At 62.2% G+C, this 20,308-nt stretch carries 31 protein-coding genes; 17 read left to right on the top strand and 14 right to left on the bottom strand.

Annotation, left to right across the window (positions count from 1 at the left end; all coding sequences use genetic code 11):
- Window positions 1-27: 27 nt before the first annotated feature.
- The 13 genes from DM992_RS21295 to DM992_RS21230 form a co-directional block, all read right to left on the bottom strand.
- Window positions 28-468 (bottom strand): hypothetical protein, encoded by a 441-nt coding sequence (locus DM992_RS21295; protein WP_204356166.1) that lies wholly within the window; start codon window positions 466-468, stop codon window positions 28-30.
- Window positions 465-1,229, bottom strand: coding sequence for a PRTRC system ThiF family protein (locus tag DM992_RS21290; RefSeq protein WP_204356165.1), 765 nt, complete (start codon window positions 1,227-1,229; stop codon window positions 465-467). Before DM992_RS21290 ends, DM992_RS21295 begins: the two co-directional genes overlap by 4 nt.
- Window positions 1,226-1,606 (bottom strand): hypothetical protein, encoded by a 381-nt coding sequence (locus tag DM992_RS21285; protein ID WP_111018516.1) that lies wholly within the window; start codon window positions 1,604-1,606, stop codon window positions 1,226-1,228. Before DM992_RS21285 ends, DM992_RS21290 begins: the two co-directional genes overlap by 4 nt.
- A complete protein-coding gene (locus DM992_RS21280; RefSeq protein ID WP_239511424.1) occupies window positions 1,603-2,403 on the bottom strand; it encodes a PRTRC system protein A in 801 nt (266 codons plus the stop codon). The genes DM992_RS21285 and DM992_RS21280 overlap by 4 nt, the downstream gene beginning before the upstream one ends.
- A gap of 5 nt (window positions 2,404-2,408) precedes the next feature.
- Window positions 2,409-3,122: a PRTRC system protein B gene (locus DM992_RS21275; RefSeq protein ID WP_111018515.1), complete on the bottom strand. Its 714-nt coding sequence runs from the start codon at window positions 3,120-3,122 to the stop codon at window positions 2,409-2,411.
- Complete coding sequence (locus DM992_RS21270; protein WP_111018514.1) at window positions 3,119-4,180, bottom strand: PRTRC system protein F; 1,062 nt, start codon at window positions 4,178-4,180, stop codon at window positions 3,119-3,121. Before DM992_RS21270 ends, DM992_RS21275 begins: the two co-directional genes overlap by 4 nt.
- Window positions 4,177-4,362: a hypothetical protein gene (locus DM992_RS21265; protein WP_111018513.1), complete on the bottom strand. Its 186-nt coding sequence runs from the start codon at window positions 4,360-4,362 to the stop codon at window positions 4,177-4,179. The genes DM992_RS21270 and DM992_RS21265 overlap by 4 nt, the downstream gene beginning before the upstream one ends.
- A complete protein-coding gene (locus DM992_RS21260; RefSeq protein WP_111018512.1) occupies window positions 4,359-4,853 on the bottom strand; it encodes a PRTRC system protein C in 495 nt (164 codons plus the stop codon). Before DM992_RS21260 ends, DM992_RS21265 begins: the two co-directional genes overlap by 4 nt.
- Before the next feature lie 14 nt (window positions 4,854-4,867).
- Entirely contained in the window at window positions 4,868-5,422 is a 555-nt protein-coding gene (locus DM992_RS21255) for a PRTRC system protein E (RefSeq protein ID WP_111018511.1), read from the bottom strand.
- A 315-nt stretch (window positions 5,423-5,737) separates the two neighbouring features.
- Window positions 5,738-5,944: a hypothetical protein gene (locus DM992_RS21245; RefSeq protein WP_059677496.1), complete on the bottom strand. Its 207-nt coding sequence runs from the start codon at window positions 5,942-5,944 to the stop codon at window positions 5,738-5,740.
- Between the two features lie 141 nt (window positions 5,945-6,085).
- Window positions 6,086-6,319 carry a hypothetical protein gene (locus tag DM992_RS21240; RefSeq protein ID WP_111018509.1) on the bottom strand — a complete coding sequence of 78 codons (234 nt, stop codon included), beginning with the start codon at window positions 6,317-6,319 and terminating at the stop codon, window positions 6,086-6,088.
- Between the two features lie 8 nt (window positions 6,320-6,327).
- On the bottom strand, window positions 6,328-6,456 hold the full coding sequence (locus DM992_RS43410) for a hypothetical protein (RefSeq protein WP_275427577.1): 129 nt from the start codon (window positions 6,454-6,456) through the stop codon (window positions 6,328-6,330).
- A gap of 452 nt (window positions 6,457-6,908) precedes the next feature.
- Window positions 6,909-7,313, bottom strand: a complete 405-nt coding sequence (locus tag DM992_RS21230; protein ID WP_111018507.1) for a hypothetical protein — start codon at window positions 7,311-7,313, stop codon at window positions 6,909-6,911.
- A gap of 86 nt (window positions 7,314-7,399) precedes the next feature.
- Here DM992_RS21230 and DM992_RS21225 point away from each other — a divergent pair, with 86 nt between their 5' ends.
- Window positions 7,400-7,639 (top strand): YdaS family helix-turn-helix protein, encoded by a 240-nt coding sequence (locus DM992_RS21225; protein ID WP_111018506.1) that lies wholly within the window; start codon window positions 7,400-7,402, stop codon window positions 7,637-7,639.
- Window positions 7,640-7,819: 180 nt separating this feature from the next.
- Here the strand turns inward: DM992_RS21225 and DM992_RS21220 are convergent, their stop codons facing one another.
- Entirely contained in the window at window positions 7,820-8,020 is a 201-nt protein-coding gene (locus tag DM992_RS21220; protein WP_111018505.1) for a hypothetical protein, read from the bottom strand.
- Window positions 8,021-8,110: 90 nt separating this feature from the next.
- Between DM992_RS21220 and DM992_RS21215 the strand changes: the two genes are divergently transcribed.
- From DM992_RS21215 to DM992_RS21140, 16 genes are all read left to right on the top strand, one after another.
- Window positions 8,111-8,617 carry a phage regulatory CII family protein gene (locus DM992_RS21215; protein WP_111018504.1) on the top strand — a complete coding sequence of 169 codons (507 nt, stop codon included), beginning with the start codon at window positions 8,111-8,113 and terminating at the stop codon, window positions 8,615-8,617.
- 27 nt (window positions 8,618-8,644) lie between these two features.
- Window positions 8,645-10,012, top strand: a complete 1,368-nt coding sequence (gene dnaB, locus DM992_RS21210; RefSeq protein ID WP_111018503.1) for a replicative DNA helicase — start codon at window positions 8,645-8,647, stop codon at window positions 10,010-10,012.
- 45 nt (window positions 10,013-10,057) lie between these two features.
- Window positions 10,058-11,098, top strand: coding sequence for a helix-turn-helix domain-containing protein (locus DM992_RS21205; protein ID WP_111018502.1), 1,041 nt, complete (start codon window positions 10,058-10,060; stop codon window positions 11,096-11,098).
- Between the two features lie 10 nt (window positions 11,099-11,108).
- A complete protein-coding gene (locus DM992_RS21200; RefSeq protein ID WP_111018501.1) occupies window positions 11,109-11,507 on the top strand; it encodes a hypothetical protein in 399 nt (132 codons plus the stop codon).
- Window positions 11,508-11,669: 162 nt separating this feature from the next.
- A complete protein-coding gene (locus DM992_RS21195; RefSeq protein WP_111018500.1) occupies window positions 11,670-11,882 on the top strand; it encodes a hypothetical protein in 213 nt (70 codons plus the stop codon).
- Window positions 11,883-12,251 carry an HNH endonuclease gene (locus tag DM992_RS21190; RefSeq protein WP_111018499.1) on the top strand — a complete coding sequence of 123 codons (369 nt, stop codon included), beginning with the start codon at window positions 11,883-11,885 and terminating at the stop codon, window positions 12,249-12,251.
- Between the two features lie 195 nt (window positions 12,252-12,446).
- The gene (locus DM992_RS42825) at window positions 12,447-12,950 is read left to right on the top strand and encodes a P27 family phage terminase small subunit (protein ID WP_111018498.1); all 504 of its coding nucleotides are present in this window, start codon (window positions 12,447-12,449) and stop codon (window positions 12,948-12,950) included.
- Between the two features lie 44 nt (window positions 12,951-12,994).
- Entirely contained in the window at window positions 12,995-14,659 is a 1,665-nt protein-coding gene (locus tag DM992_RS21180) for a terminase TerL endonuclease subunit (RefSeq protein WP_111018497.1), read from the top strand.
- Window positions 14,656-15,945: a phage portal protein gene (locus DM992_RS21175; protein ID WP_111018496.1), complete on the top strand. Its 1,290-nt coding sequence runs from the start codon at window positions 14,656-14,658 to the stop codon at window positions 15,943-15,945. Before DM992_RS21180 ends, DM992_RS21175 begins: the two co-directional genes overlap by 4 nt.
- A complete protein-coding gene (locus tag DM992_RS21170) occupies window positions 15,911-16,714 on the top strand; it encodes a head maturation protease, ClpP-related (protein WP_111018495.1) in 804 nt (267 codons plus the stop codon). The genes DM992_RS21175 and DM992_RS21170 overlap by 35 nt, the downstream gene beginning before the upstream one ends.
- Before the next feature lie 68 nt (window positions 16,715-16,782).
- Complete coding sequence (locus tag DM992_RS21165) at window positions 16,783-18,048, top strand: phage major capsid protein (protein WP_111018494.1); 1,266 nt, start codon at window positions 16,783-16,785, stop codon at window positions 18,046-18,048.
- 50 nt (window positions 18,049-18,098) lie between these two features.
- Window positions 18,099-18,683: a head-tail connector protein gene (locus DM992_RS21160; protein WP_111018493.1), complete on the top strand. Its 585-nt coding sequence runs from the start codon at window positions 18,099-18,101 to the stop codon at window positions 18,681-18,683.
- A 10-nt stretch (window positions 18,684-18,693) separates the two neighbouring features.
- Entirely contained in the window at window positions 18,694-19,020 is a 327-nt protein-coding gene (locus DM992_RS21155) for a phage head closure protein (RefSeq protein ID WP_111018492.1), read from the top strand.
- Window positions 19,013-19,435, top strand: coding sequence for an HK97-gp10 family putative phage morphogenesis protein (locus DM992_RS21150; protein ID WP_111018491.1), 423 nt, complete (start codon window positions 19,013-19,015; stop codon window positions 19,433-19,435). Before DM992_RS21155 ends, DM992_RS21150 begins: the two co-directional genes overlap by 8 nt.
- Entirely contained in the window at window positions 19,432-19,776 is a 345-nt protein-coding gene (locus DM992_RS21145) for a hypothetical protein (protein ID WP_111018490.1), read from the top strand. The genes DM992_RS21150 and DM992_RS21145 overlap by 4 nt, the downstream gene beginning before the upstream one ends.
- A 59-nt stretch (window positions 19,777-19,835) precedes the next feature.
- Window positions 19,836-20,300: a phage tail tube protein gene (locus tag DM992_RS21140; RefSeq protein WP_021162321.1), complete on the top strand. Its 465-nt coding sequence runs from the start codon at window positions 19,836-19,838 to the stop codon at window positions 20,298-20,300.
- Window positions 20,301-20,308: the final 8 nt, after the last annotated feature.

The following is a 20,308-nucleotide window of genomic DNA, read 5'->3' as shown; positions in this document are numbered from 1 at the left end:
GGTATCTGGTTGTCATATCTCGGCTCTCTAGAACGGCAAGTCCGGGTCGTCGGAAGGCGGTACGTATGGAGTGGGGATCGACTTGAGCTTCCGAGCGGCGCGCACGCGGATGCGGATCATGTCCTTGCCGGTCATATCGCAGACGTCGAGAAGATCGCGAAACGCCTTGTATCTGGCTTTGCTGCGCGTGCTGGCGGTAACCGTGAACCAGGCTTCGTATTCGAACACGTCGCGCCACGGCGGGAGGCAGCGCCACTCGCGCAGGACTGGCGCGTCGACGAACTCGCCGTATTCGACCTGGTCAACGGGGTGATAGCGGCGCTCCTCTTCGCTCTTGTCGCCGTCGATGACTACGCAGAGATAGTGGCCGTCGGCATTCACGATCACGCCGCGCTCGCCGTAGCATTTCACCTGTCGGCCGCGCTCGGCCGGTACCCCGTAGTGTTTGCGGATGTATTCGAAGCTCACTTAGCGTTCTCCGCTTTCGAGACAGGCAGCGGCCGCACTTGGCCTGTCTTTAGGTTGATGAACGCGCCGCACCAGGTTAGGCGCGCATGCCGGAAAAATTCCCACAGGATCGCGAGCCCCTGCGTGACGACGGCCTGGTTGATGAACAACTCCTGCCGCTCGAGCGCTTCGGCGAGGCTGCAACTCGGTGTGTCGTCTTCGGGAATCGAGGTGTCGATCAACTCGGGCAGCACGTCGTACGGCCAGCGCAGCGGCGTGCTACCGGCGGCAGTCTTTGTGTTGCCTGTCACCTTTTTGTGCGCGCCGAACAGCACCTGTGCGTCGCTCACTCGGTTGCCGAGGTCCATTACGTAGCAATTCGATGCGCGCAGGGACGGCTCGAGCTTCGCGCGTGCTGCCGCACTGTCCACGCACATGATCGTGAGGGCGGGCGCGCCGCGCACAAGCTCGTCCGGTCCGGCGTGCACGGGCCGACCGCACCAGTCGATACCGAAAAACGCGTTGATCCGGTGAACGAGTACGACGCTTTTGTGCAGGCCGATGTCGGCGGGGCTGAACATTTGCCGGCCGACGTTCGCGCTACTGATCGTGTCAGCGTCGAACGCGGTAACGTGCAGGCCGGGATGGCCGAGCTCGACGAGCGCATGATTGAGGCGCGCGAGCCCCGTCAACATCTGCGAGCCAGTGCCGCCGCATCCGATCAGTGCAACCGTAACGCGCCGATCGCTGAGAAAGCGGGCCGGTGTTGCGTGATGGGTCATACCGTCCTCCACCAGGGCGCACCAACGTCACGCCCGATCAGCGCGGCGCATTCGGTAATCGCGCGGCGCGTCGCGCGCTCGCGCTCCATCTGCTGCGCGGCGACATCGTGCCGCGCATCGATGTCGTCGTGGGTGAAGTGGCGGAACGCACCAGCGCCGGCGTGCGCAGTCACGTAGTCAGCAAAGTGGGTCACGTCGATGCGGGCCGCGCTCGATAGCTCGAACGCGTCGGCGCGCGAGCCGATCGAATCGAACGCGCGCCAGGCGGCGGTTGCGTGCGGTCTGACGTGGACTGCGGTGCAGTCGCGTACCGTGTGGCGGGTCGTTTCCCACCCTGCGGCGCGCGCGGCTAGTTCGAGCATGTCGAGTTGATTCACGCGGCTTTCTCCGTCGACGGGAAAAATGCCTGTACCGGCACGCGCAGCGTGATCATCTTGCCGAGTGCGCACAGGCGGAACGCAACGCTCGGATTGGCCGTGCCAACGCCGCCGATCACGCCGGCGATCTTCACCTCGCCGGCATCGTCTGCGTCGTCGGTCGCGCTGAAGCCAGCCGGGCCGGTGCCGTGGCTGTGAAGGTCGAATGCGAGGCTCTCGTCGTCGGCGAGGGGCGGGCGATTGATGGTGATCGCGGTCGGCGTGGAGCTGGTCACTTCGACTTCGCGGTACACCAGTTCCTTGCTCGTCTCGTTCCAGACGATCCACGCGGCATGCTCGTTCGGCGCGGCGCCGGCGGCGTCGGTCGCGAACCGGCGAAGGTGCGGCTCGGCGGCGCTGATGCGCCCGAACGCGAACTCGATTTTTGCGTCGATCGAGCCGTACGGCGGACGCGGGCAGGCGCCTTCGATCGGCGCAACCTGTTGAATCAGGTGCAGCCACGGGCGGCGGATCTCGACGAACAGGCCTTCGGCCGTGAGCAGGAAGCGGTGGCCGACGTCGAGCAGCGGCGCGAATTCCGCGTGACGCGGCACGGCCGCCACCGGCGCGCTATCGAACAGTGCATTGTCGAGCGCGATGTTCTCGTCGTCGGCCCGCGCGGCGATCGCGCGGTGCTGGCCGGCGATAACTTCGTCGGCGACGGCGCGCGTGAACGTCGACAACGCCTTACCGAGCTGCTCGAGTACGGCGCCAGTGGTGGTTTCGAATTCGGCTTTGATGGTTTCAATTTTGCTCATGGCGATTAACTCCGTTGCGTGATTTTTTTAATGGCGGCGGCGACCGTCATTTCGCTGCTGACGAGTCGCTCGGTGGGAAATTCGGCACCATCGAGCAGCTCGACCCAGAGATCGGCGGCACTGCCCCCGTTGATCAGCTTCGTGGCGTTCGGGTGCGTGAATCGGCTACGAAAAAATTCATCGGCTTCGTATCGTTCGATTTCTGCCGGCGTGGGGTTGGCTGCAATGTCAACGTTGCCGGTGCAAATCTGGCCGCCCTTGCTCACATTGAAGTAGGGCGCTTGATAGACATGCGTGTCAGGCGTCGGCCTGCAGTTCTCTGCGAGCGCGAACACATAGCGTGCTTCCCCCCGGGCAACGAACAACAGTGCGGGGTGGTGCGTGACCGCTGAGCGCTCGCCGATCGGGGGGCTGGCTGAAAACCAGACCTGACGCTGCGCGGCCGGCGTCCACCAGGCGACGACGCTAGGGGCGGTGAAAATCGCCCGCTCGTGAATGAATCCTTCATGCCCGAGCTGCTTCGACGCCGCAGCGACGAATTCGGCCAATTGTGAGCGCGTGATCGGTGTGCCGGCCATCAGCGTCGGCACGCCGTCGACCACGCGGGCCGAGTGCTTCGTGACGTAGACCTGACTTTCGAGTGCGTTCTTGTAGATCAGCAGCGCGGAGTGCAGATCGAGTGAAACGTCGCCGTTTCCGTAAATATCAACGCGGCTCATACACGCACCTGTACCTTGACGGGTTCGCCGTCGATATCCGATCCGTCAGGCGTCGAGATCAGCATGACCAAGTTCGAAACGGTCTTGGCCAGCGTCGCGGTGTTGCGCATGCGGTCGAGCCACGTTCCGAGAGTGCGGCCATTCGTAGACATGTGGAGTGCTGCGCACGATTCAGGGTCGCCGCACTGCATTTCGCCTTGCCAGAAATCGTCAAGAATTCGCTCGAGGCCGTCGCCTCGGTCCCAGGCGAGAATCAGGGAATAGTCCTGAACATATTCGCTCGTGTCCTTCAGGTCGACGCGGGCGAACGGGCCGCCGGTGGTGATCGTCCGGTGGATCGCGTCGCACGCGTCGATGGCGGCCCATGCGATGAGATCTGTGTCGTAATACCGACGCACCTCGGATGCATCAAGTACGCGCTTGGGCGTTATGGCCCAAGCTGGCGCGCTGGCGAAAAACTCGGCGCGCCGCGGAACGTCGATGTGGTCCAGGAACTCGTGATCGGGAAGCCACGGGTCGCCCGGTGCGGTATTCATGTCGCGAAGTTCTGGAAGCGCGGCAACCTCGTCTTTGTTGCAGTGCCAGTACATGTATTCGGCCAGGCTCATTGCTTCATGCGGCGTACACACGGACGGCAAATAGTGGTCGCAAGCCTCATACAGGACTGCGAGCACGGTTTGGCCGAGGCCTGGTTGAATCGATTCGAGGCGTCGAATGCCCGAGCCAATGAATCTGATCGGACCGCTTCCAGCTCCTTCGGCCGTGGTGACGCGCACGAGCGCGGTGTCGGGCATGTTGCTCGCGTCGGAGATCGCGAGGCTCCAGTCAAACAACCCAATTTCGCTGGTGATTTCTTTCCATATGCGCGGCATCGCGTTCAACGCCAAGTCGGTTTCAGTCGACGAGTCGTCGAGCGACGCGGCATCGGCTTCGCTGAGCTGTCGGCCGCAAAGCAGCGCCAGCGATAGCCGGCGCATGAAATCTGCGTCGTCGCCGATCGTGTAGCGCGTCGGCACGTCAGGCGCGATGCGGGGCAGGGTGAGCGGTGCGGCGATCATGGCAGCAGCGGAACCAGAGTCGACTGCAGGCGCAGGCGTTCGGTCGCACCGTCGTTGGTTGAGGCTACGCGCGCCACGCTGCGCGCGAGGGGAGCGTCATACTTGCCGATCGCGGTCGGCAGGCGCTGGCCCTGATTCAGCGTGTCGGTGCGCAAGCGCTTTCGAAGTTCGCGGAGCGTCATTTCGGTTGCGGGCAGTAGCGCGCATGCAGCGCATTGATGAACGCGACTTCTTCGTCGAGCAGCGGGCAGGCGTGCGCAGTGCTGAATCGGTCGAGCTCGGCGAGATACGCCCGTACAGGGTGCGGAACGATGCAATCTGTAGCGCCGATCTCGTCGAGCTTTTTGCGAGCGTCGTCGAAGTCGGTCGCGGTCGCGTTCACGAGGGCGACGGCGATGCCCGCGATGTAGGGTCGTCCGTCTGTTCCGGTGGAAACTTTCAGCGTGTAGTTGCCGTGGTTGATCGGGTTGTTTCCCTTCGTGCCGACAGCGCGACGGAAGGTGTAGACGTTGCGGTTGCCCTTGATGACCGGCCCCTCGATCTCCGCGTTCGTCAGCTCGGGGTAGGTCTGCGAATAGAAGTCGCGAACCTGTTGGAGCGTGAACGTCGGTGCAGGGTCGGCGAGCTTGGCGCCGTTGTACGAGAATTCGCGAGCGAGCGTTTCAATTTGCATGTCGTTGTCTCCGATCAGTACAGGTCGACGCCGGCGTCGGTCGACGGCTGCTGCGCCTCGTTTGCGGGTTCCGTGGTCGCCGGGGTTTCTGCGGCGGGCGTCTCCGCTTCTGCGTCCGGCTGGCCGGTATCGTCGATGCGCATCTGGCGCGGGTCGGCCGCATTCGTGTTTGCGTTTGCGCCGTCGTCAGCGGGCGGGGTGTTGGCGTCGCCGGCAGTTGCGGACTTCGGCGGTCGCCCGCGACCGCGTTTCGGCGCCGGGAGTGTCGATTGGCTGCTGCTTGGCGCGGGAAGTGCGGGCGCGGAATCGGGTTGATTCGCGGCGGCGCACGCGCGTGCCTGGTCGAGCAGCGATGTTGAGCCGGGCTCGTACACCTCGACCGCTGCTGCAAATTCCGCGTCGAGCTCGGCCGGTGTTGCGAGAAGCGACAGCGGCCAGCGCTGCTTTTCGCCCTTGCCGTTCGCCATCGGCGTAACGTTGACGCGCAGGTTTTCGGCACCTTCGGCCGTGATCAGGATGTTGATGCTCGTCGTTTGCGCGAGCGCGTGCAGTGACGTGAACAGGGACATGCGATTACCTCTCAGGTGAAGTCAGGCCGCGAGGCCGTCGTAATTGCGATCGGCGAAATCGGTATCGCCGGGATAGCGGTTCGAGCCGTCGGCCCGATGCCAGCAAAAAAGGCAACCGCGCCGGTGTGGGAACCAGTAGCCGGCGCAATCGCAGCGCATGCGCGTCGTATTCCGGCGATTCATCCAGTGGTCGACGCGGTATTTCCGACGGTTGCACGTGCGGCAGGCTGGCAGGCGTGTGTAGCGATCGGGATGGCGGCGCAGGCATCGGCGCGCGTCGCAGTGCGTGCAGCGAACGTGGCAGCGCGGCATCGATCAATCCTCCGCGTCGCCGGCCTGCAGGCGTTTGATGTCCACACGGGCAGCCGCCCGGCGCTGTTCGCGCGTCTCCCGCGCACGGGCCGACGATTCGAGCGCATCGCGCACGCTGGCGCGCTGGATCGCGGTGTCGAAGTCGCCGCGCATGTGCAGGAGTTGCCACTCGACGCGCAGCAGATGGGTTGGCAGGTGATCTTTCTGCATGGCCGGCTCACGCGCTGTAGGTGCTCGCGCTCGACGCGTCCGGTGCTTCGTCGCTGTATGTCCACGCGACGCAACCGATACCGACGGCCAGCCAGAGCAGCACGATTTTCCAGAGGGGCATGGGTGTCGATTGGCGCGCGCTCATTCGGTCCGTGCCTCGTGCGATTCGTTGAGGTGTTCCATGCCGGCGGCGCTGGCAAGCGCGGCAGCCAACTCCGGGAGATCTGCGCGCAACGTGCCGATCAGGTAGGGGAGGAAGTTGTCGACGGGATTGCCATACTCCGCAATGAATTCGACGCGGCACTGACCGGCGAACTCGATACTCGACAGCAATTCGGTGTGCAGTTGCTTGGCGGAGCGGATGTTCTTTTTCATGGCGCCCCTCACAGACCGAATTCGGGGGCGATCGCGCTGGCGATCAGGTAAAGCACGACGAGCGCAACGAGCGGGTGCCAGTCGCGTTGATCCAGTAGATGCGCAGCGAGCGACGAGCGCTTAAACATGGCAATCATTGCATTCACCTCACAAGGCGCGGATACGCCGACATAGTGAGGCGGATGGTAGCGTAACGCTAACGGTAATTCAATAGCGTAACGCGAACATTTTTAAGGCGTGCGCGAACGATCTCTGTAGGATAGAAGTAAGGTGCAAATTTTTGTGAAGCCTGATACTGTATATATGTACAGTATTCTGGCTGTCCTGTTTAGATGCGCGTGGGGAAAATGAATAGAGCAATTCAGCGCGAATTGGCGAATTCGGTGGGGGCCGACGAACCAGCAGAAGTGGCGCCGAGGTTGGCGTTGGCGGGTGTGGCGGGGAGGTTTCGCCCGGATGGAGTGTCGACCCTGACGATTACTGTCGGGGTGGATGGCGCGATCAGCCATCGGGCACGCGTGTTGCCGGAGCATCGGCAGGAGGTGGCCGATTGGCTGATAGCGTTAGCGCGCCGAATAGGCGCGCCGGATTAGCTCGCTTTGCGCGTTCGCGCGGGTGCGCTCGCTTTCCCGGGCGTGTCGCCTTCTTCAACGAACGGTGTTGAGTGGCGGGCGGTCGTGCTCTGGGCGAGCAGGCCATTGACGAAGCCCATTACCTGGGCGCGCTGAATATCAGTAAGGCGGCTCCAGCCGGCAATGATCTCGGGATCGTTGTCGAGCCAGCCAATTTCTTTTCCAGTTTTTTCCTCGATGTGGCGGGCAATGTCATCTGATATCCCGCGTGGCTTGCCGGTGCGCGAGTCTTTTGACGCGTTGACCCATTGACGGATCTGGATGTCCGTTTTGCCTATCAGTTCTGATAGGCGGCCGGCGCCGCCGACCTCTTCAATTAGGGCGCGGAGCTGTTCCCGTCTGATTTCGTGGCACGTTTTCATTGTTGGTATTGCATCCGATATCGGCGTCGACGTGAATTCGCGAAACGCGATTGACCTAACGGTAGCGTTACGCTATCGTTCGCGTCATGGAACTGACCACATTCCTCTCGTGTACGGATGCGCCATCCGCCGCCGACTTCGCTCGCCGTCTCGGCACTGCGCCGTCGGTGGTGAGTCAGTGGCGTACTGGCGCGCGGCCCGTACCAATCAAAAGCTGCGTTGTCATCGAGCGCATCACTGCGGGCCAGGTAAGTCGTCGCGATCTTCGCCCCAACGATTGGCATGACATCTGGCCCGAGCTCGCGCAACAAATGGAGGTCGCATGACGCGCCCGCACCCTCGGTGGTCGACTCTCCGATACCTGTTAATGCACCATCGCAGCCCGATCTCTCGGCTTGCGTATTGTCATCACGTCCGTTGGGTCGACTGGCTCCAAGAGGCGTACATGCGCCGACTGATCCGCACTGGCCGTGAACCTGATTGGGTGATTGGCCCAGATGGGCGCGTCAATCCCCGTCATCGATCGGTATCAATCCCGCCTTCTTTGCTTGCTTTTCGACATCGTCGTAATCGAGTTCCATCGTCCGACGACATTCCGGACACCAGACTGGCGGATCTAAGCGGCCGTTGAGCGCTCTTTCGATGGTCTCTTTTCGAACGAACCCGCAGAAATTACAGCGGAAATCGTAGGGGTGGCTTGCTTCCATAAATTCCGGCTCCGTTGATCGAGTGATTGAATGGTATTCGATCCGGCATCCGGTTAACAGCATGAAAAACGGTGAAATTCAAGGGTAAAAATGGCTCACCATTACAGCGATTCCGAATGGACCGACGTGCTTTACAAATCGGTCTCAAAAACACCAGGGAAGGTCGGCGACGCGGCTCGCTATTTGAGTGAGCGGCGAGGGATTCACATCACGGGGGAGTCTTTGCGGCTCAAGCTGCGCGAGGTCGAAGGCGCGCGCATCACGGGCGAGATGTTCGAGATGTTGATCGAGTGGATGCAGGAGAAAAATCAGCCCCATGCACTCGACGCACTGCATGCCTTGAACGCCCGATTCGGCCTGGTGGCCGGCGCACCGATCCAGCGCGAGAACAGCACGGATATCTCGGCGCTTGTATCGGCCGCGCTGGTGGTCAGCAGCTACGCAGGCCGGTTCGCCGAAGAAATTCACAAGGCTGTTGAGGACGGAATCATCGAGCGGCACGAGGTCGAGGCGATCGAGCGCGCCGCGCGCGAAAGTCAGCGTCAAATCGAGGTCGCCGTATGTACTGCTCGCGCCCTGGTCGTTAATCCGCGCTAACGCGCTTCCGGAACATTTGGGGAATCAATGGGCGCCAGCCACGAGGCTGAAGCGCGCGGGGTAATTGCGTCCGTGGAGTCCGAGCAGGCGGTGCTAGGCGCGCTCATGCTCGACAACGGCGCATACGACCTGGTCGCTGCGGAATTGTCCGCGGACGATTTCACGGTTGGCGAACATCGCGCGATCTTCACCGCAATTCAACATCTGATCGTCAGCTCGCGCCCGGCTGACGTACTCACCGTTTTTGAGCAGCTGCGCTCGACGCACGCAAAGGTATCGGAGCCACTCCGATACCTCAACGATCTCGTCAATTCGACGCCGAGCTCGGCGAACCTGAGCCGATATGCGGACATCGTTCGGTCGCGCTCGCAGTTGCGCGGTGCGGTGCGTGCCGCTCGTGCCGTGATCGATCAATGTCACAACACGAACGGGCGCGAAGCGACCGAGATTATCGATTCGGCGCAGGCGGCTTTTCTGCGGCTGTCCGATCGCGGCCAGCGCGCGGCAGACAGTTTCCAGCCAATGCAGCCAGCGTTGACGCGTGTGGTCGAGCGCATCGACGAACTATTCCATCGCGAGGACCGCGGCGGAATCACCGGAACGCCGACCGGGTTTGTCGACTTAGATGCGCGACTCGACGGTATGCACGGCGGCGAATTGATTATCGTCGGCGGACGGCCGTCGATGGGAAAAACCTCGCTCGCCATGAATATCGCCGAGCACGTCGCGATTGTGTCCAGGCGGCCCGTCGGCGTTCTGTCGCTCGAAATGCCGACCGAGCAGTTGACCATGCGTATGCTGGCGTCGACGTCCCGTATCAGCCAAAACAGGCTGCGAACCGGTCGCCTCGAGGATGACGACTGGCCGCGCCTGACGCGCGGCGTTGAGCTTATGGCCGACGCGCCCGTACATATTCTCGATAGTTCCGCCATCACCCCGTCGAAATTCAAGTCCGAGTTACGGCGCTTGTATCGCGAATGCGGCCGGCTCGGGCTGATTGTCGTCGACTACCTGCAACTGATGTCGGGCGATGGCGGTGGATCGGAAATGCGCGCCACCGAAGTCGCGGAAATATCGCGTGCGCTGAAGCAGATCGCGAAAGAGCTCGATGTTCCGATCATCGCCTTGTCGCAGCTTAACCGTGGTCTCGAAAACCGTCCGAATAAACGACCTGTCATGTCCGATCTGCGCGAATCCGGCGCAATCGAGCAGGACGCCGACGTGATCCTCTTCATTTATCGCGATGAGGTCTACAACCCCGACAGCGCGGACCGCGGAACCGCAGAAATCATCATCGCGAAGCAGCGAAACGGGCCGATCGGCACCGTGCGGCTCGCATTCCAGAACGCAACGACCCGGTTCGAGAACTTCGCCGAGCCGACATCGAATTACTGATCACGTATGAGAACGGTATCTCCCTTTTATTCTTGGCGCCGCGCCATGATGTGCAGCGCGCTGCCGTCGACGACGAAGCTCGTGTTGTTCGTCGTGGCGGAATACTCGAACGGCATGGATGGAACGTGTTGGCCGTCACTCGAAACGATCGCAGAAAAGGCAACGCTATCCATTCGTGCTGTCACGAAGCATCTTGGCATCGCCGCGCAATTCGGATGGTTGACGAGTTGGCGCTCGCGCCGGCCGGATCGGAAGTGGGCGCACGCGCACTATCGACTGTCCATTCCTGCGGACGTAGCGCTCCAGCAGCGCGATGCGATCGATCTCGATCTCGCCGCGGCCGACGATGAGCTAGCGGTCGGTGTCGCGGAACGTAGTGCCGAACATGCTCACGAAATAGGCGAATCGGCACCACGTGCCAGTAACTCAGGCAAATCACTGGCACCTGGTTCCAGTAACTCGGCGGCGGCACTGGAACGTGGTGCCAGTGATGGCGATTTGGGCCCTGAATCCATTGATTCGGTAGAAAGTTCCTGGCACCACGTTCCAACTAACTACCCAGTAAACAGAAATATGAGTAAACCCTCTCTCTATCAAACCACTGTGGTTAGCACAGGCAGCGGCGATCAGAGAGAAAAACCGAGTGACGGAGATTTTTCGTTCGCTCGGTGGATGCTCGACAAGCTGCGCGCTGACGATCCTGGGTTTCCTGCGCCGAATCTCGACGAGTGGGCGGCCGACGTCGCGGCGATGATTCGCGACGACGGCCGATCGGTCGATGCGATGGCGAGGCTCGCCGGCTATGCACTGCGCGACAAGTTCTGGAAGCGAGTCATCACGTCGCCGGCACGCCTGCGAAAGAATTGGGAGGAATTGCGGCGCCGGCGCAACGCGGCGCTTGAATCGAAGGCCACAGCGTCGGCGCCTGGCGCTGTGGCGAGTCACGGATCTTCCGGTGTTGACGATCGCCAGTGTGCGCACGTCGAAGCCGGGTGCCGCTGCGCGAATCCAGCAACAACTCTCATTGGTGCCGGCGCATCGCGGCGCGGCTATTGCCGAAAGCACATCGGCTCTTACGAAGAATGACGGGGAAACTATGACGATCGAAAAACGACTCCAAAATTGGGCGCGCGCGTACAGCTACGGCGAAGGGCATTCCGACGGAACGGTGGCAAGCATCTATTTCCCGAATTCCGCGGGGAAGACCGTGGCGAGCGACGTAGACGTTGCGGACGCCGAGCTGGTGGAAAAGGCGTGGCGTCGGTTGATGTCGCTCGACAAGCAGCTGCTTCGCATGCACTACATGTGGAACGCGCGGCCCGCCATGATTTGCCGGCGGTTGGGTATCAAGGTGCGCCCGCATTCGGTGTTTGATTTCGCGCTGTCGCACGCGCGCAAGGCAATCGAAGAACAGTTGAGCGAGTCGGTCCGTCAGCACGTGCGGATCGCCGACGTCATTGCTCGAATGCAGAATGATGTTGCGAATTCGAAATAGCTGATCTACACTTTGATCCACAATTTGATCCGGCGAAAGCTGAGTAGGGTTCGGGCACTCCCCGGGCTCTCTGGCGCCCGGAAGAATCGCAAAGCCTCGATCGCGAAAGCGTCGGGGCTTTTTGCATTGGGCTCTCGAAAACGTGATGCCAAAGAGGAATCCATGAAACGACTCTACGCACGCCTGGTCCTGTGGCTTGCTCGTCCGGTGCTCAATCGTATCGACGAGCGGGATGCCGCACTGTCCGAGCGGATCATCGCGGCGCACTCGGCCGCAATCAATAACGAGGTCGCGATTGTTGGTGAGCGGGTCGCGCGTCAGGCCGCAGATGCAGCCTTGCAGATGCAGTTCACGGCGCAGTCTCGCGAGTTCTAAATGCCGAAGAAAGCGCCGACGCAGTGTCGGCATTACGGATGCGGCCGACTGGTCGCGACGCCGGGCTATTGCGCCGAGCATGCGAGCGAGGCGGTTGGTTGGCAATCGGATCGCTTGCGCGGATCACGCCACGCACGCGGATACGGTACAGCCTGGACAAAGCTGCGGCGCGAAGCGCTGGCCCGCGACAACGGGCTCTGCGTGCCGTGTCGGAAGAAAGGCCGGATCGCACGCGCTGTCGCGGTCGACCACATCGTGTCGAAGGCCGAAGGCGGAACCGACGAGCTGACCAACTTGCAGTCGATCTGCAAGCCGTGTCACGACGCCAAGACGTCGACCGAGGCAGCGCGCGGGCGCGGTCGCCGATGAACCGGCGCGGGCCGCCGCCCGCGAACCGAGGGGGGGTGGTTTTATTTTTTCGGCCCCTTGCTCGGGACCGAACGTTCAGCCGCATTTTTTTGCGGACCATTTTTGGAAGAGGGGGGGGTTAAGAAAGCCGCCCCATAGAGCCGATCGCGCAACGCGAGACGAGTTTTTCGCTGGCTCGCTTACGGGAAGCCTCACATGAGTCCGAATCAACCGTTTGCCGACGTCGGCGGTGCCGACGAGTCGCGCGCGTCGGGCGGCGGCGTTGGAAAGGCGATCGAATCGCCGCCGCCGCCGCCCGGGGTGCACTTCGAATCGTCGCACCGGAAGGTGTGGGACTACCTGTGCCACGCGCTGCGTGCGGAGGGTGTGCCGCATCGGACGGCCGGTGTTGCACTCGCGATCGTCTGCGTCGACTTCGTTCGATGGGTGAAGGTCGAGCTGCAACTGCGCGATTTCGAGAAGGTCAATCACGGATCGTTCATGGTTCAGACGCCGAACGGTCATACGCAGCCGCATCAACTCTACTACGCGGCGAAGTCGCTGAAAGAGGGGCTGCTCAAGTGTTTGCCGGAAGCCTGCCTGACGACGCCGTCGATGCTGATCGCGAAGTCGAAGATGGACGACTCGGATCAACAGGACGACCTGTTCGAAGAGCTGCTGAATCACGCGCGCTCTCGGCCAACGACATTGCCCGCCTGACGCCAGCCATTCGGCATCGATGGGATGTCGACTACGGCCTGCCGGTGTTGCGCGGCGAAATCGTCGTCGGCGAATTCGTGTTTCTTGCGGTCAAGCGCCACTACGCTGATCTGATCGACGGTCCAGCGCGCGGCATCGTGTTCAGTGCGGGGCATGCGCACCACGTTATCGACTATATCGAGCGGCAGTTCCTTCACATCAAGGGCGCGCTCGCCGGCCAGGCGCTGGTGCTCGACCCGTGGCAGCGGTTCTGGACTGCCGTGATGTACGGTTGGCGCCGCGTCGATTCCGGGCTGCGGCGGTTTCGCACTGGGTACGAAGAGGTCGCACGCAAAAACGGCAAGTCGACGTGGAAGGCCGGGCAAGGTGATTACCTGTTCCTGATGGACGGCGAGCAGGGCGCCGAGGTGTACACGATCGCAACAACGCGCGAGCAGGCAATGAGCGTGTTCAAGCCGGCGCTCGACAACTACCGTCGTAGGTGTCGGCGATCGAAACGGTTGGCGCGATCGATCAAGGTATACGACGGAACGAACCAAGAGCGGATTGTGATCGGCAGCAGCGTGTTCAAGCCACTGCCGGCGAACGCAGAATCGCTCGACGGCTTGAATCCATCGGTTTGTATGGTGGACGAGCTGCACGCGCACAAGACGCGTGAGGTGTGGGACGTGATGGAGTCGGCGCTCGGTGCGCGGCTCCAGCCATTAATCTCCGCAATCACGACGGCCGGCTACATCCTCGACGGGATCTGCACTGAGATTCGCGGCTATCTCGTCATGATCCTGCGTGGCGACAAGATCGACGATAGTTTCTTTGGCTACATCTACACGCTCGACGATGACGACGATCCGTTTGATCCAGAAGTTTGGATCAAGGCGAACCCGAGCCTCGGCAGCGCGAAAACCGTCGACTACATGCGTGCGCAAGCGGCGAAGGCTGCCGAGCTGCCGAGCGCGAAGGCGAATTTTCTCACCAAGGATCTGAACGTCTGGGTCAATGGTGCGCTGAGTTGGTTTGACATCGCTGTATGGGACGCATGCGGCGCGCCGTTCGATCGGAAATCGCTCGCTGGGCGCAAGTGCTTCGGCGGCTTGGACCTGGCTAGTACGCAGGATTTGTGCGCCTTCGTGCTCACGTTTCCGCCGTACACGGATGATGGGGAAATCGATCCGGTCGGCGAGTGGTTCTATGTCTTCTTCATTTTCGCACCAGAGGCGAAGGTGAACACTCAAGAGGCCAGCGACGCCGCGCCGTACAAGAAATGGGCGGAGCAAGGGTGGTTGATCGTGACGCCGGGCGCGGTCACGGACTACACGGTTATTCGCGACACGATCAAGGCCGCCTGCAAACTCTTCGACGTGCAGGACATCGCGTTCGATCCATGGAACGCAACGCAGATCGTCAACGAGCTGCTCGAGGACGAGATCCCGATGGTACAGGTCGCGCAAAACATGGCAGGCCTGTCACCCGGCGCGAAGCAGTTGGAGCGCCTGGTATATGGCGGCCGGATGCGTCATGGGGGGAACCCGGTTGCGAGATGGTGCGCCAGCAACGTTACGTTGCTGCTCGATTCGAATGAAAACATCCGGCCCGACAAGAAGAAGTCGCGGCCGAACGGGCGCATCGATCCGATCGTCGCGGCCTGTATGGCGACCACGCGTGCGGTTACGTATCAGCCTGAAGCGGACCCGGAAATCTACATCCTATGACGAACGCAACGAACGGTGCGCCGCGCGCGAATGCAAGCGGCTCGCGAATCTTGAACCAGTGGAACGCCGAGCGCCAGGCGGCAAAGGTGAATGCTGCCGCGGTGTCGACGAGCCAGATCGTTCCCGGCACTGACGCATATGACTGGATGACGGGCCTGCAAACGCCAGGGCGGGCGGTGAGCGAGCGTGGTGCGATGAGCGTCGCGACCGTCTATTCCTGCGTGGCGCTGATTGGCGGTGCCGTCGCTTCGACACCGTTGGTCGAGTACGAGCGCGGCCCGAACGGCGTGCTGCCGGTGGAATCGGAATATTGGGAGCTGCTTAACGAGGAGCTGCACCCGCGGTGGCCGGCGGCGGTGGGATGGGAATTCGGCATGACGGGCCTGCTCCTGCATGGCGATCTATTTTCGCGCATCCACCGCGTCACGCGGTGGTCATCGCGAATCGAGTCGGTCGAGCCCTTGCATCCACTTTCGGTGTGGGTTGATCTCGTCGACGGTCGTCTCGTGTACACGTATCTCGATCCGGCTACCAACGTCGTGATGACGGTCGATCAGGACGACATGATCCACGTTCCTGGCCCGGGCTTCGATGGTCGCCGCGGACTCTCGCAGATCCGCAGCGTGCTTCGCATGCCGGTGAACGTTGCCTCGTCCGCTGGCCAGTTGGTCGACACGATGCTGTCGGACAACTTGCGTCCCGACCTGGTGATCAAGTCAGAAGGCAAATTGACCGAGGATCAGGTCGCGTTGCTGCGCAAGCAGTGGATACAGCGATACAGCGGATTGCACAACAGTTCGGCGCCGGTCGTGCTCGGCGGCGGAATGGACATCAAGCAAATTTCGATGTCGGCGGCAGACGTGAAGCTGATCGAAAACCGGAAGCTGACCGATGACGACGTGTGCTCGGTGTTCGGAGTCATGCCCCACATGGTCGGGCGTAGCGACAAGGGTACGACGATCGGCACGACTGCCGAGCAGTTAGCGAAGCACTTCGTGAAATACACACTGGGTCGGCACCTCACGAAGATCGCGCAGGAAGTCGGCCGGAAGGTGGTTCGAAAACCGAAGCGTTCAATTCAGCACGACGCCGACGCGCTCGATCTCGGCGACATGAAATCGCGGTTTGAGGCATTCCGTATCGCGCTCGGTCGCGCAGGCGAGCCGGGGTGGATGTCGCAGAACGACGTGCGGCGCCGCTTCAACATGCCACCGGAGCCGGACGGCAACACTCTAAATTCAGGGACCAAAGATGCGACGAAACCGAATCCTCCAGCTGCTGAATGACAACCGCGCAGCGCCGCGGGCTTTCAGCGTGAAGGCGAGCGACGACGGCACGGTTGCGACTGTCTACCTTTACGACGTGATTGTGACCGACGATTGGTGGGGCGGCGTCTCCGCGCAGTCGTTCGTGCAGGCGCTCGCCGGGATCACGGCCGACACGATCCACCTTCGGATCAACAGCCCGGGCGGCGACGTGTTTGCCGCCCGGGCGATGGAAACGGCAATTCGCGGCCATTCCGCGCGCGTGATTGCGCACGTCGACGGCGTTGCCGCGAGCGCGGCCAGCTTCGTGATGCTGGCCGCTGATGAGGTCGAGATCACGGACGGCGCGTTCGTGATGATCCATAACGCGTGGACGTTCGCGATGGGCAACGCGGACGATCTGCGCGAATCGGCGAAGCTGCTCGACGCTGTCGACGCGTCGCTGGTGCGAACCTACGCGAAGGAGACGGGGCAAAGTGAGGACGATATTTCCGCATGGATGGCGGCCGAAACGTGGATGTCATCCGACGAAGCCGTACAACGCGGCTTCGCGGATCGGCTCGCTGGTGCAGGACCGGATGCACAGGCGTCCGCATGGAATCTATCGGCGTACGACCGTGCGCCGAACACGGCGCATGCGCAGACGCCGCCGCGTGGTCCTGTCGCGTTCGCCCCGCCGGAGCCGCTGCCGGAGCGGCCGCAGGAGCCGCAGCCGGTTCCGCAGGCGCCCGCTGCAGCCGCGGATATGGAGGCGCTGCGCCGCCGGCTGGAGCTTGCACAACGTTCGTGACGCGTTCCCGCGTCGATTCAAAGGGCTGCCTTCGGGTGGCCTTTTCTTTTTCTGTCGATGGAGACTGTATGGCTATTGCAATTCAAGCATTGCGGGAGCGTCGCGACGCACTCGCGAAAAACCTGAACGCGCTGCTGGAAAACAACCAGGGCGACAAGTGGGGCGCCGATCAGCAAAAGGCGTACGACGAAGGGCTCGCCGAAATGGATCGCGTTGGCGCCGAGATCAAGCGTCACGAAGGGCTGATGAACCGGCTCGCCGAAGAAGCGCTCGCCGGCAATCCCGAGGGGCTGATCAATGCGCACGTGAAGACGCCCGGCGCGCACGAAGGTGAATCGAAAGCGATTCGCACGTTCCTCCGCCGCGGCGTGCTGGCTCTGACGGACGAAGACCGCGCGCGCATGCTCGCACGGCAGACGCCGGAAATCCAGAACGCCATGTCGACCGGCGACCCGGCGGCCGGCGGTTATACCGTCGCGCCGGAATTCTATCGCCGACTGTCGGAGGCGCTTAAGGCATTCGGCGGCCTTCGCCAGATCGCTACCGTACTGTCGACCGGAACCGGCGCATCGATGACGTTCCCGGGTACGGACGCGACGACGGAAGAGGGCGAGATCGTCGAAGAAAACGGGGAGACGAGCGACAGCGATACGAAGTTCGTCGCGAAGTCGCTCGAAGCGTTCCGCTACTCGTCGAAGTCGATCGCGCTTTCGATGGAACTGCTGCAGGACAGCATGTTCGACCTCGAAAGCTACATCATCCGTCTGTTGTCGACGCGCGTCGGCCGAATCACTGCGCGGCATTTTGCGAAGGGCACCGGCAACAAGCAGCCGGTCGGTCTGCTGACGGCGGTCGGCACGGGCGTTACCGTGGCGTCGCCGAACCTGATCACCTACGACGACCTGATCGACCTGGAGCACAGCGTCGATCCGGCATACCGCGTGCGTCCGAGTTGTGGGTATGCGATGCACGATCAGATGCTGAAGGTTGTACGCAAGATCAAGGACGAGCAGAAGCGACCGATTTTCGTGCCGGGCTACGAGCAGGGCAATCCGGGTGGTGCGCCGGATCGTCTGCTCGGCCGGCCGGTGACGATCGTGCAGGAATACGACGTGCCCGAGGCGGGTGCCAAGCCGCTGACGTTCGGCGACCACTCCGAATACATCGTGCGCGAAGTGATGGATCTCACGATGTTCCGCATGACGGACTCGCGATACACGCTGAAGGGCCAGGTCGGCTTCGTCGGCTTCAACCGCCAGGGCGGCAACCTGATCGATATCGGTGGTGCCGTGAAGGCGCTGAAGATGGGCCAGCCGGCAGCGCCGCAGGGCTGATGAACGGGGCCGCTACGTCGTGGCGGCCGCACATTCGACGTGAGGAATACATGGCCGACCAGTTGGCATATCCGCTGCGCGTTGCGGCGGGCCGCGTCGACGTTATGACGCGGCCCGCCGAGGAAGCAATCACGCTCGACCTGGCGCGCGAGCACTGCCGAATTGATGGCGACGATGAGGACGTTCTGTTGAAGGGGAACATCGTCGCGGCGCGCGAGGCGCTCGAGATGGCGCTGTCCCGCCCGTTGCTGCCGCAGGAGTGTCGGGTACGGGTTGACTCGTTTCCGTCCGATCGGATTCTCTTGTGGAACGACGTGATCGAGATCACCGACGTGTCGTATACGGACGAGGCCGGCGTGCGGCAGACCTTGCCGTCGGCAGCGTACCGCGTGATGGACCGGGCGTATCTCGTGTCCCGAAAATCGTTCCCGTACGGCGAGGATGTCCAGGTGCGGTTTCGTTGCGGCGCGTTCGAAACACCGGACACCGTGCCCGAATCGCTCGTCGCGTGGATGCTGCTGCAGCTCGGCACGCTGTCCGCACACCGTGAATCGGAGCTCGATGGCACGGTCAGTTCGCTGAGCGAGGATTTCACGAACCGACTCATCGCGCGTCACGCGATCGTAAGCATCTAACGAGGAAAGTATGCGTGCGGGAAAGAGGAACGAGCGAATCGTGATCGAGCGCCGAAGCGGTGCTGTAAACGAGAACGATGAGCCATTGCCGGATGCGTGGGTTGAGCATTCGAAGCCATGGGCCGACGTGCTGTTTATCAGCGGCAAAGAGCACGTCGTTTCAGGTGCTGTCCGAGGTTCGGCGGTGGCCAGCATGCGCATCCGTTATCGGGCTGGTATCGACGAGCAGATGCGTGTGCGGTACGACGGCTGGCTGTACGACATTACGGCGGTCCTGCCGTCGCGCAAGCGCGGATATCTCGACCTGTCGGTGAAGGTGGGGGAAAAGTATGTCTAGCGTGCAGATTTTGGGGCTGGCCGACCTGCGTGCTGATTTCGAGAAGCTTGCGAAAGCGCAGTCGACGAAGGCGCTCAGGCGCGCGACCGTGGCCGGGGCGAAGGTGATCCGAGACGAGGCACGTGCGCGCGCGCCGAAGAAATCGGGAAAGCTGAGGCGAAACATCGTCTCGGCCGCGCTTCGTCAGAAGGATTCACCCGGCATTGCGACGGCGGGTGTACGTGTGCGGACGAAGGGCAAGGGCGATTCGCCCAGCAACGCGTTTTACTGGCGCTTCATCGAGCTCGGCACGCAGCACATGAGGGCGCAGCCGTTCGCGCGACCGGCGTTCGACGCTTCGATCGGTCAGGCTGAGGGTGCGATTCGCACTGAAATCGTGCGCGCGATCGACGTGGTGCTCGGGGGTGGCCGGTGAGTGCTCTCATTATCCGCAATGCGATCGGCGCGGTTGGAACCGCGAAAGGCTATGTCGGCGCCGCCGCAGCGGCAGCAAAATCACCGTACTACGTGGTATCGCGCGTGAGCGGCGCGCGCGACATGGCGATTGGCGGTGCGACCGGCGGTAAATCGGGCGTGTTCCAGGTCGACGTCTACGCCAGCACGTATACGGACGCCGACGCGCTCGCCGACAAGGTGATCGATCGCGCGTACGCGGCCGAGCAGTTTTCTGTTGGCGGGGTGAATGACCTGCCGGACGACTATTCGAGCGATTCCGGCGATTTCCGGGTGAGCCTCGAAATATCCGTTGAATTCTGACGGAATCCGCTGTGTGTACGGCCCGCCTCGAGCGGGCCTTTCTTTTTTGTGAGGGGCTTATGGCCGAGAAGAGCAAGCGCATCAAGGCGCAAGGTACGAAGGTCGAGATCTCGAAAACATCGTCGGCGAACCTCGACGACGACAAGCTCGTTTTCGTCGATCTCAACACGACGAGCAAGACGATCAACTGGCAAGGCGGGCAGTCGTCGGAGATCGACGCGACGACACTCGCGAGCGATGAAAAGGAATCCGAGCTCGGCTTGCCGGACCCGGGCGAGTTTTCGGTGGATGGCAACTATTCGTCGGACGATGCTGGCCAGCTGATTCTTCGCGGCGCGCGCGGCACAGGTGACAAGTATGTGTTCCGTGTGACGTTCCGCGACAAGTCGCAATTCCTGTTCGTCGGCATGGTGCGCCAGTACACCTGGTCGGCCGGTGTCGACGGCATCGTGACGTCGACCTACAGCGTCCGTGTCAGCGGCTCGCCGAAGGAAGTGCCGCCGCCGGCCGCACCGGCTGGTTAATCGATCTG

Source organism: Burkholderia sp. JP2-270 (genome assembly GCF_003233675.1).
Classification (GTDB): Bacteria; Pseudomonadota; Gammaproteobacteria; order Burkholderiales; family Burkholderiaceae; genus Burkholderia; species Burkholderia pyrrocinia_C.
This window is presented reverse-complemented; position numbering and strand designations above follow the sequence as displayed.

Excerpts from the sequence above, each read along its gene's own strand:
- DM992_RS21270 (WP_111018514.1), bottom strand. The coding sequence starts at position 4,180 with ATGATCGCCGCACCGCTCACCCTGCCCCGCATCGCGCCTGACGTGCCG.
- DM992_RS21280 (WP_239511424.1), bottom strand. The coding sequence starts at position 2,403 with ATGAGCAAAATTGAAACCATCAAAGCCGAATTCGAAACCACCACTGGC.
- DM992_RS21220 (WP_111018505.1), bottom strand. The coding sequence starts at position 8,020 with ATGGAAGCAAGCCACCCCTACGATTTCCGCTGTAATTTCTGCGGGTTC.
- DM992_RS21190 (WP_111018499.1), top strand. The coding sequence starts at position 11,883 with ATGCCGAAGAAAGCGCCGACGCAGTGTCGGCATTACGGATGCGGCCGA.
- DM992_RS21245 (WP_059677496.1), bottom strand. The coding sequence starts at position 5,944 with ATGCAGAAAGATCACCTGCCAACCCATCTGCTGCGCGTCGAGTGGCAA.
- DM992_RS42825 (WP_111018498.1), top strand. The coding sequence starts at position 12,447 with ATGAGTCCGAATCAACCGTTTGCCGACGTCGGCGGTGCCGACGAGTCG.
- DM992_RS21260 (WP_111018512.1), bottom strand. The coding sequence starts at position 4,853 with ATGCAAATTGAAACGCTCGCTCGCGAATTCTCGTACAACGGCGCCAAG.
- DM992_RS21170 (WP_111018495.1), top strand. The coding sequence starts at position 15,911 with ATGCGACGAAACCGAATCCTCCAGCTGCTGAATGACAACCGCGCAGCG.
- DM992_RS21200 (WP_111018501.1), top strand. The coding sequence starts at position 11,109 with ATGACGATCGAAAAACGACTCCAAAATTGGGCGCGCGCGTACAGCTAC.
- DM992_RS21265 (WP_111018513.1), bottom strand. The coding sequence starts at position 4,362 with ATGACGCTCCGCGAACTTCGAAAGCGCTTGCGCACCGACACGCTGAAT.
- dnaB (WP_111018503.1), top strand. The coding sequence starts at position 8,645 with ATGGGCGCCAGCCACGAGGCTGAAGCGCGCGGGGTAATTGCGTCCGTG.
- DM992_RS21275 (WP_111018515.1), bottom strand. The coding sequence starts at position 3,122 with ATGAGCCGCGTTGATATTTACGGAAACGGCGACGTTTCACTCGATCTG.
- DM992_RS43410 (WP_275427577.1), bottom strand. The coding sequence starts at position 6,456 with ATGATTGCCATGTTTAAGCGCTCGTCGCTCGCTGCGCATCTACTGGAT.
- DM992_RS21215 (WP_111018504.1), top strand. The coding sequence starts at position 8,111 with ATGGCTCACCATTACAGCGATTCCGAATGGACCGACGTGCTTTACAAA.
- DM992_RS21205 (WP_111018502.1), top strand. The coding sequence starts at position 10,058 with ATGATGTGCAGCGCGCTGCCGTCGACGACGAAGCTCGTGTTGTTCGTC.
- DM992_RS21150 (WP_111018491.1), top strand. The coding sequence starts at position 19,013 with ATGTCTAGCGTGCAGATTTTGGGGCTGGCCGACCTGCGTGCTGATTTC.
- DM992_RS21255 (WP_111018511.1), bottom strand. The coding sequence starts at position 5,422 with ATGTCCCTGTTCACGTCACTGCACGCGCTCGCGCAAACGACGAGCATC.
- DM992_RS21165 (WP_111018494.1), top strand. The coding sequence starts at position 16,783 with ATGGCTATTGCAATTCAAGCATTGCGGGAGCGTCGCGACGCACTCGCG.
- DM992_RS21155 (WP_111018492.1), top strand. The coding sequence starts at position 18,694 with ATGCGTGCGGGAAAGAGGAACGAGCGAATCGTGATCGAGCGCCGAAGC.
- DM992_RS21225 (WP_111018506.1), top strand. The coding sequence starts at position 7,400 with ATGGAACTGACCACATTCCTCTCGTGTACGGATGCGCCATCCGCCGCC.
- DM992_RS21160 (WP_111018493.1), top strand. The coding sequence starts at position 18,099 with ATGGCCGACCAGTTGGCATATCCGCTGCGCGTTGCGGCGGGCCGCGTC.
- DM992_RS21230 (WP_111018507.1), bottom strand. The coding sequence starts at position 7,313 with ATGAAAACGTGCCACGAAATCAGACGGGAACAGCTCCGCGCCCTAATT.
- DM992_RS21195 (WP_111018500.1), top strand. The coding sequence starts at position 11,670 with ATGAAACGACTCTACGCACGCCTGGTCCTGTGGCTTGCTCGTCCGGTG.
- DM992_RS21290 (WP_204356165.1), bottom strand. The coding sequence starts at position 1,229 with ATGACCCATCACGCAACACCGGCCCGCTTTCTCAGCGATCGGCGCGTT.
- DM992_RS21140 (WP_021162321.1), top strand. The coding sequence starts at position 19,836 with ATGGCCGAGAAGAGCAAGCGCATCAAGGCGCAAGGTACGAAGGTCGAG.
- DM992_RS21240 (WP_111018509.1), bottom strand. The coding sequence starts at position 6,319 with ATGAAAAAGAACATCCGCTCCGCCAAGCAACTGCACACCGAATTGCTG.
- DM992_RS21175 (WP_111018496.1), top strand. The coding sequence starts at position 14,656 with ATGACGAACGCAACGAACGGTGCGCCGCGCGCGAATGCAAGCGGCTCG.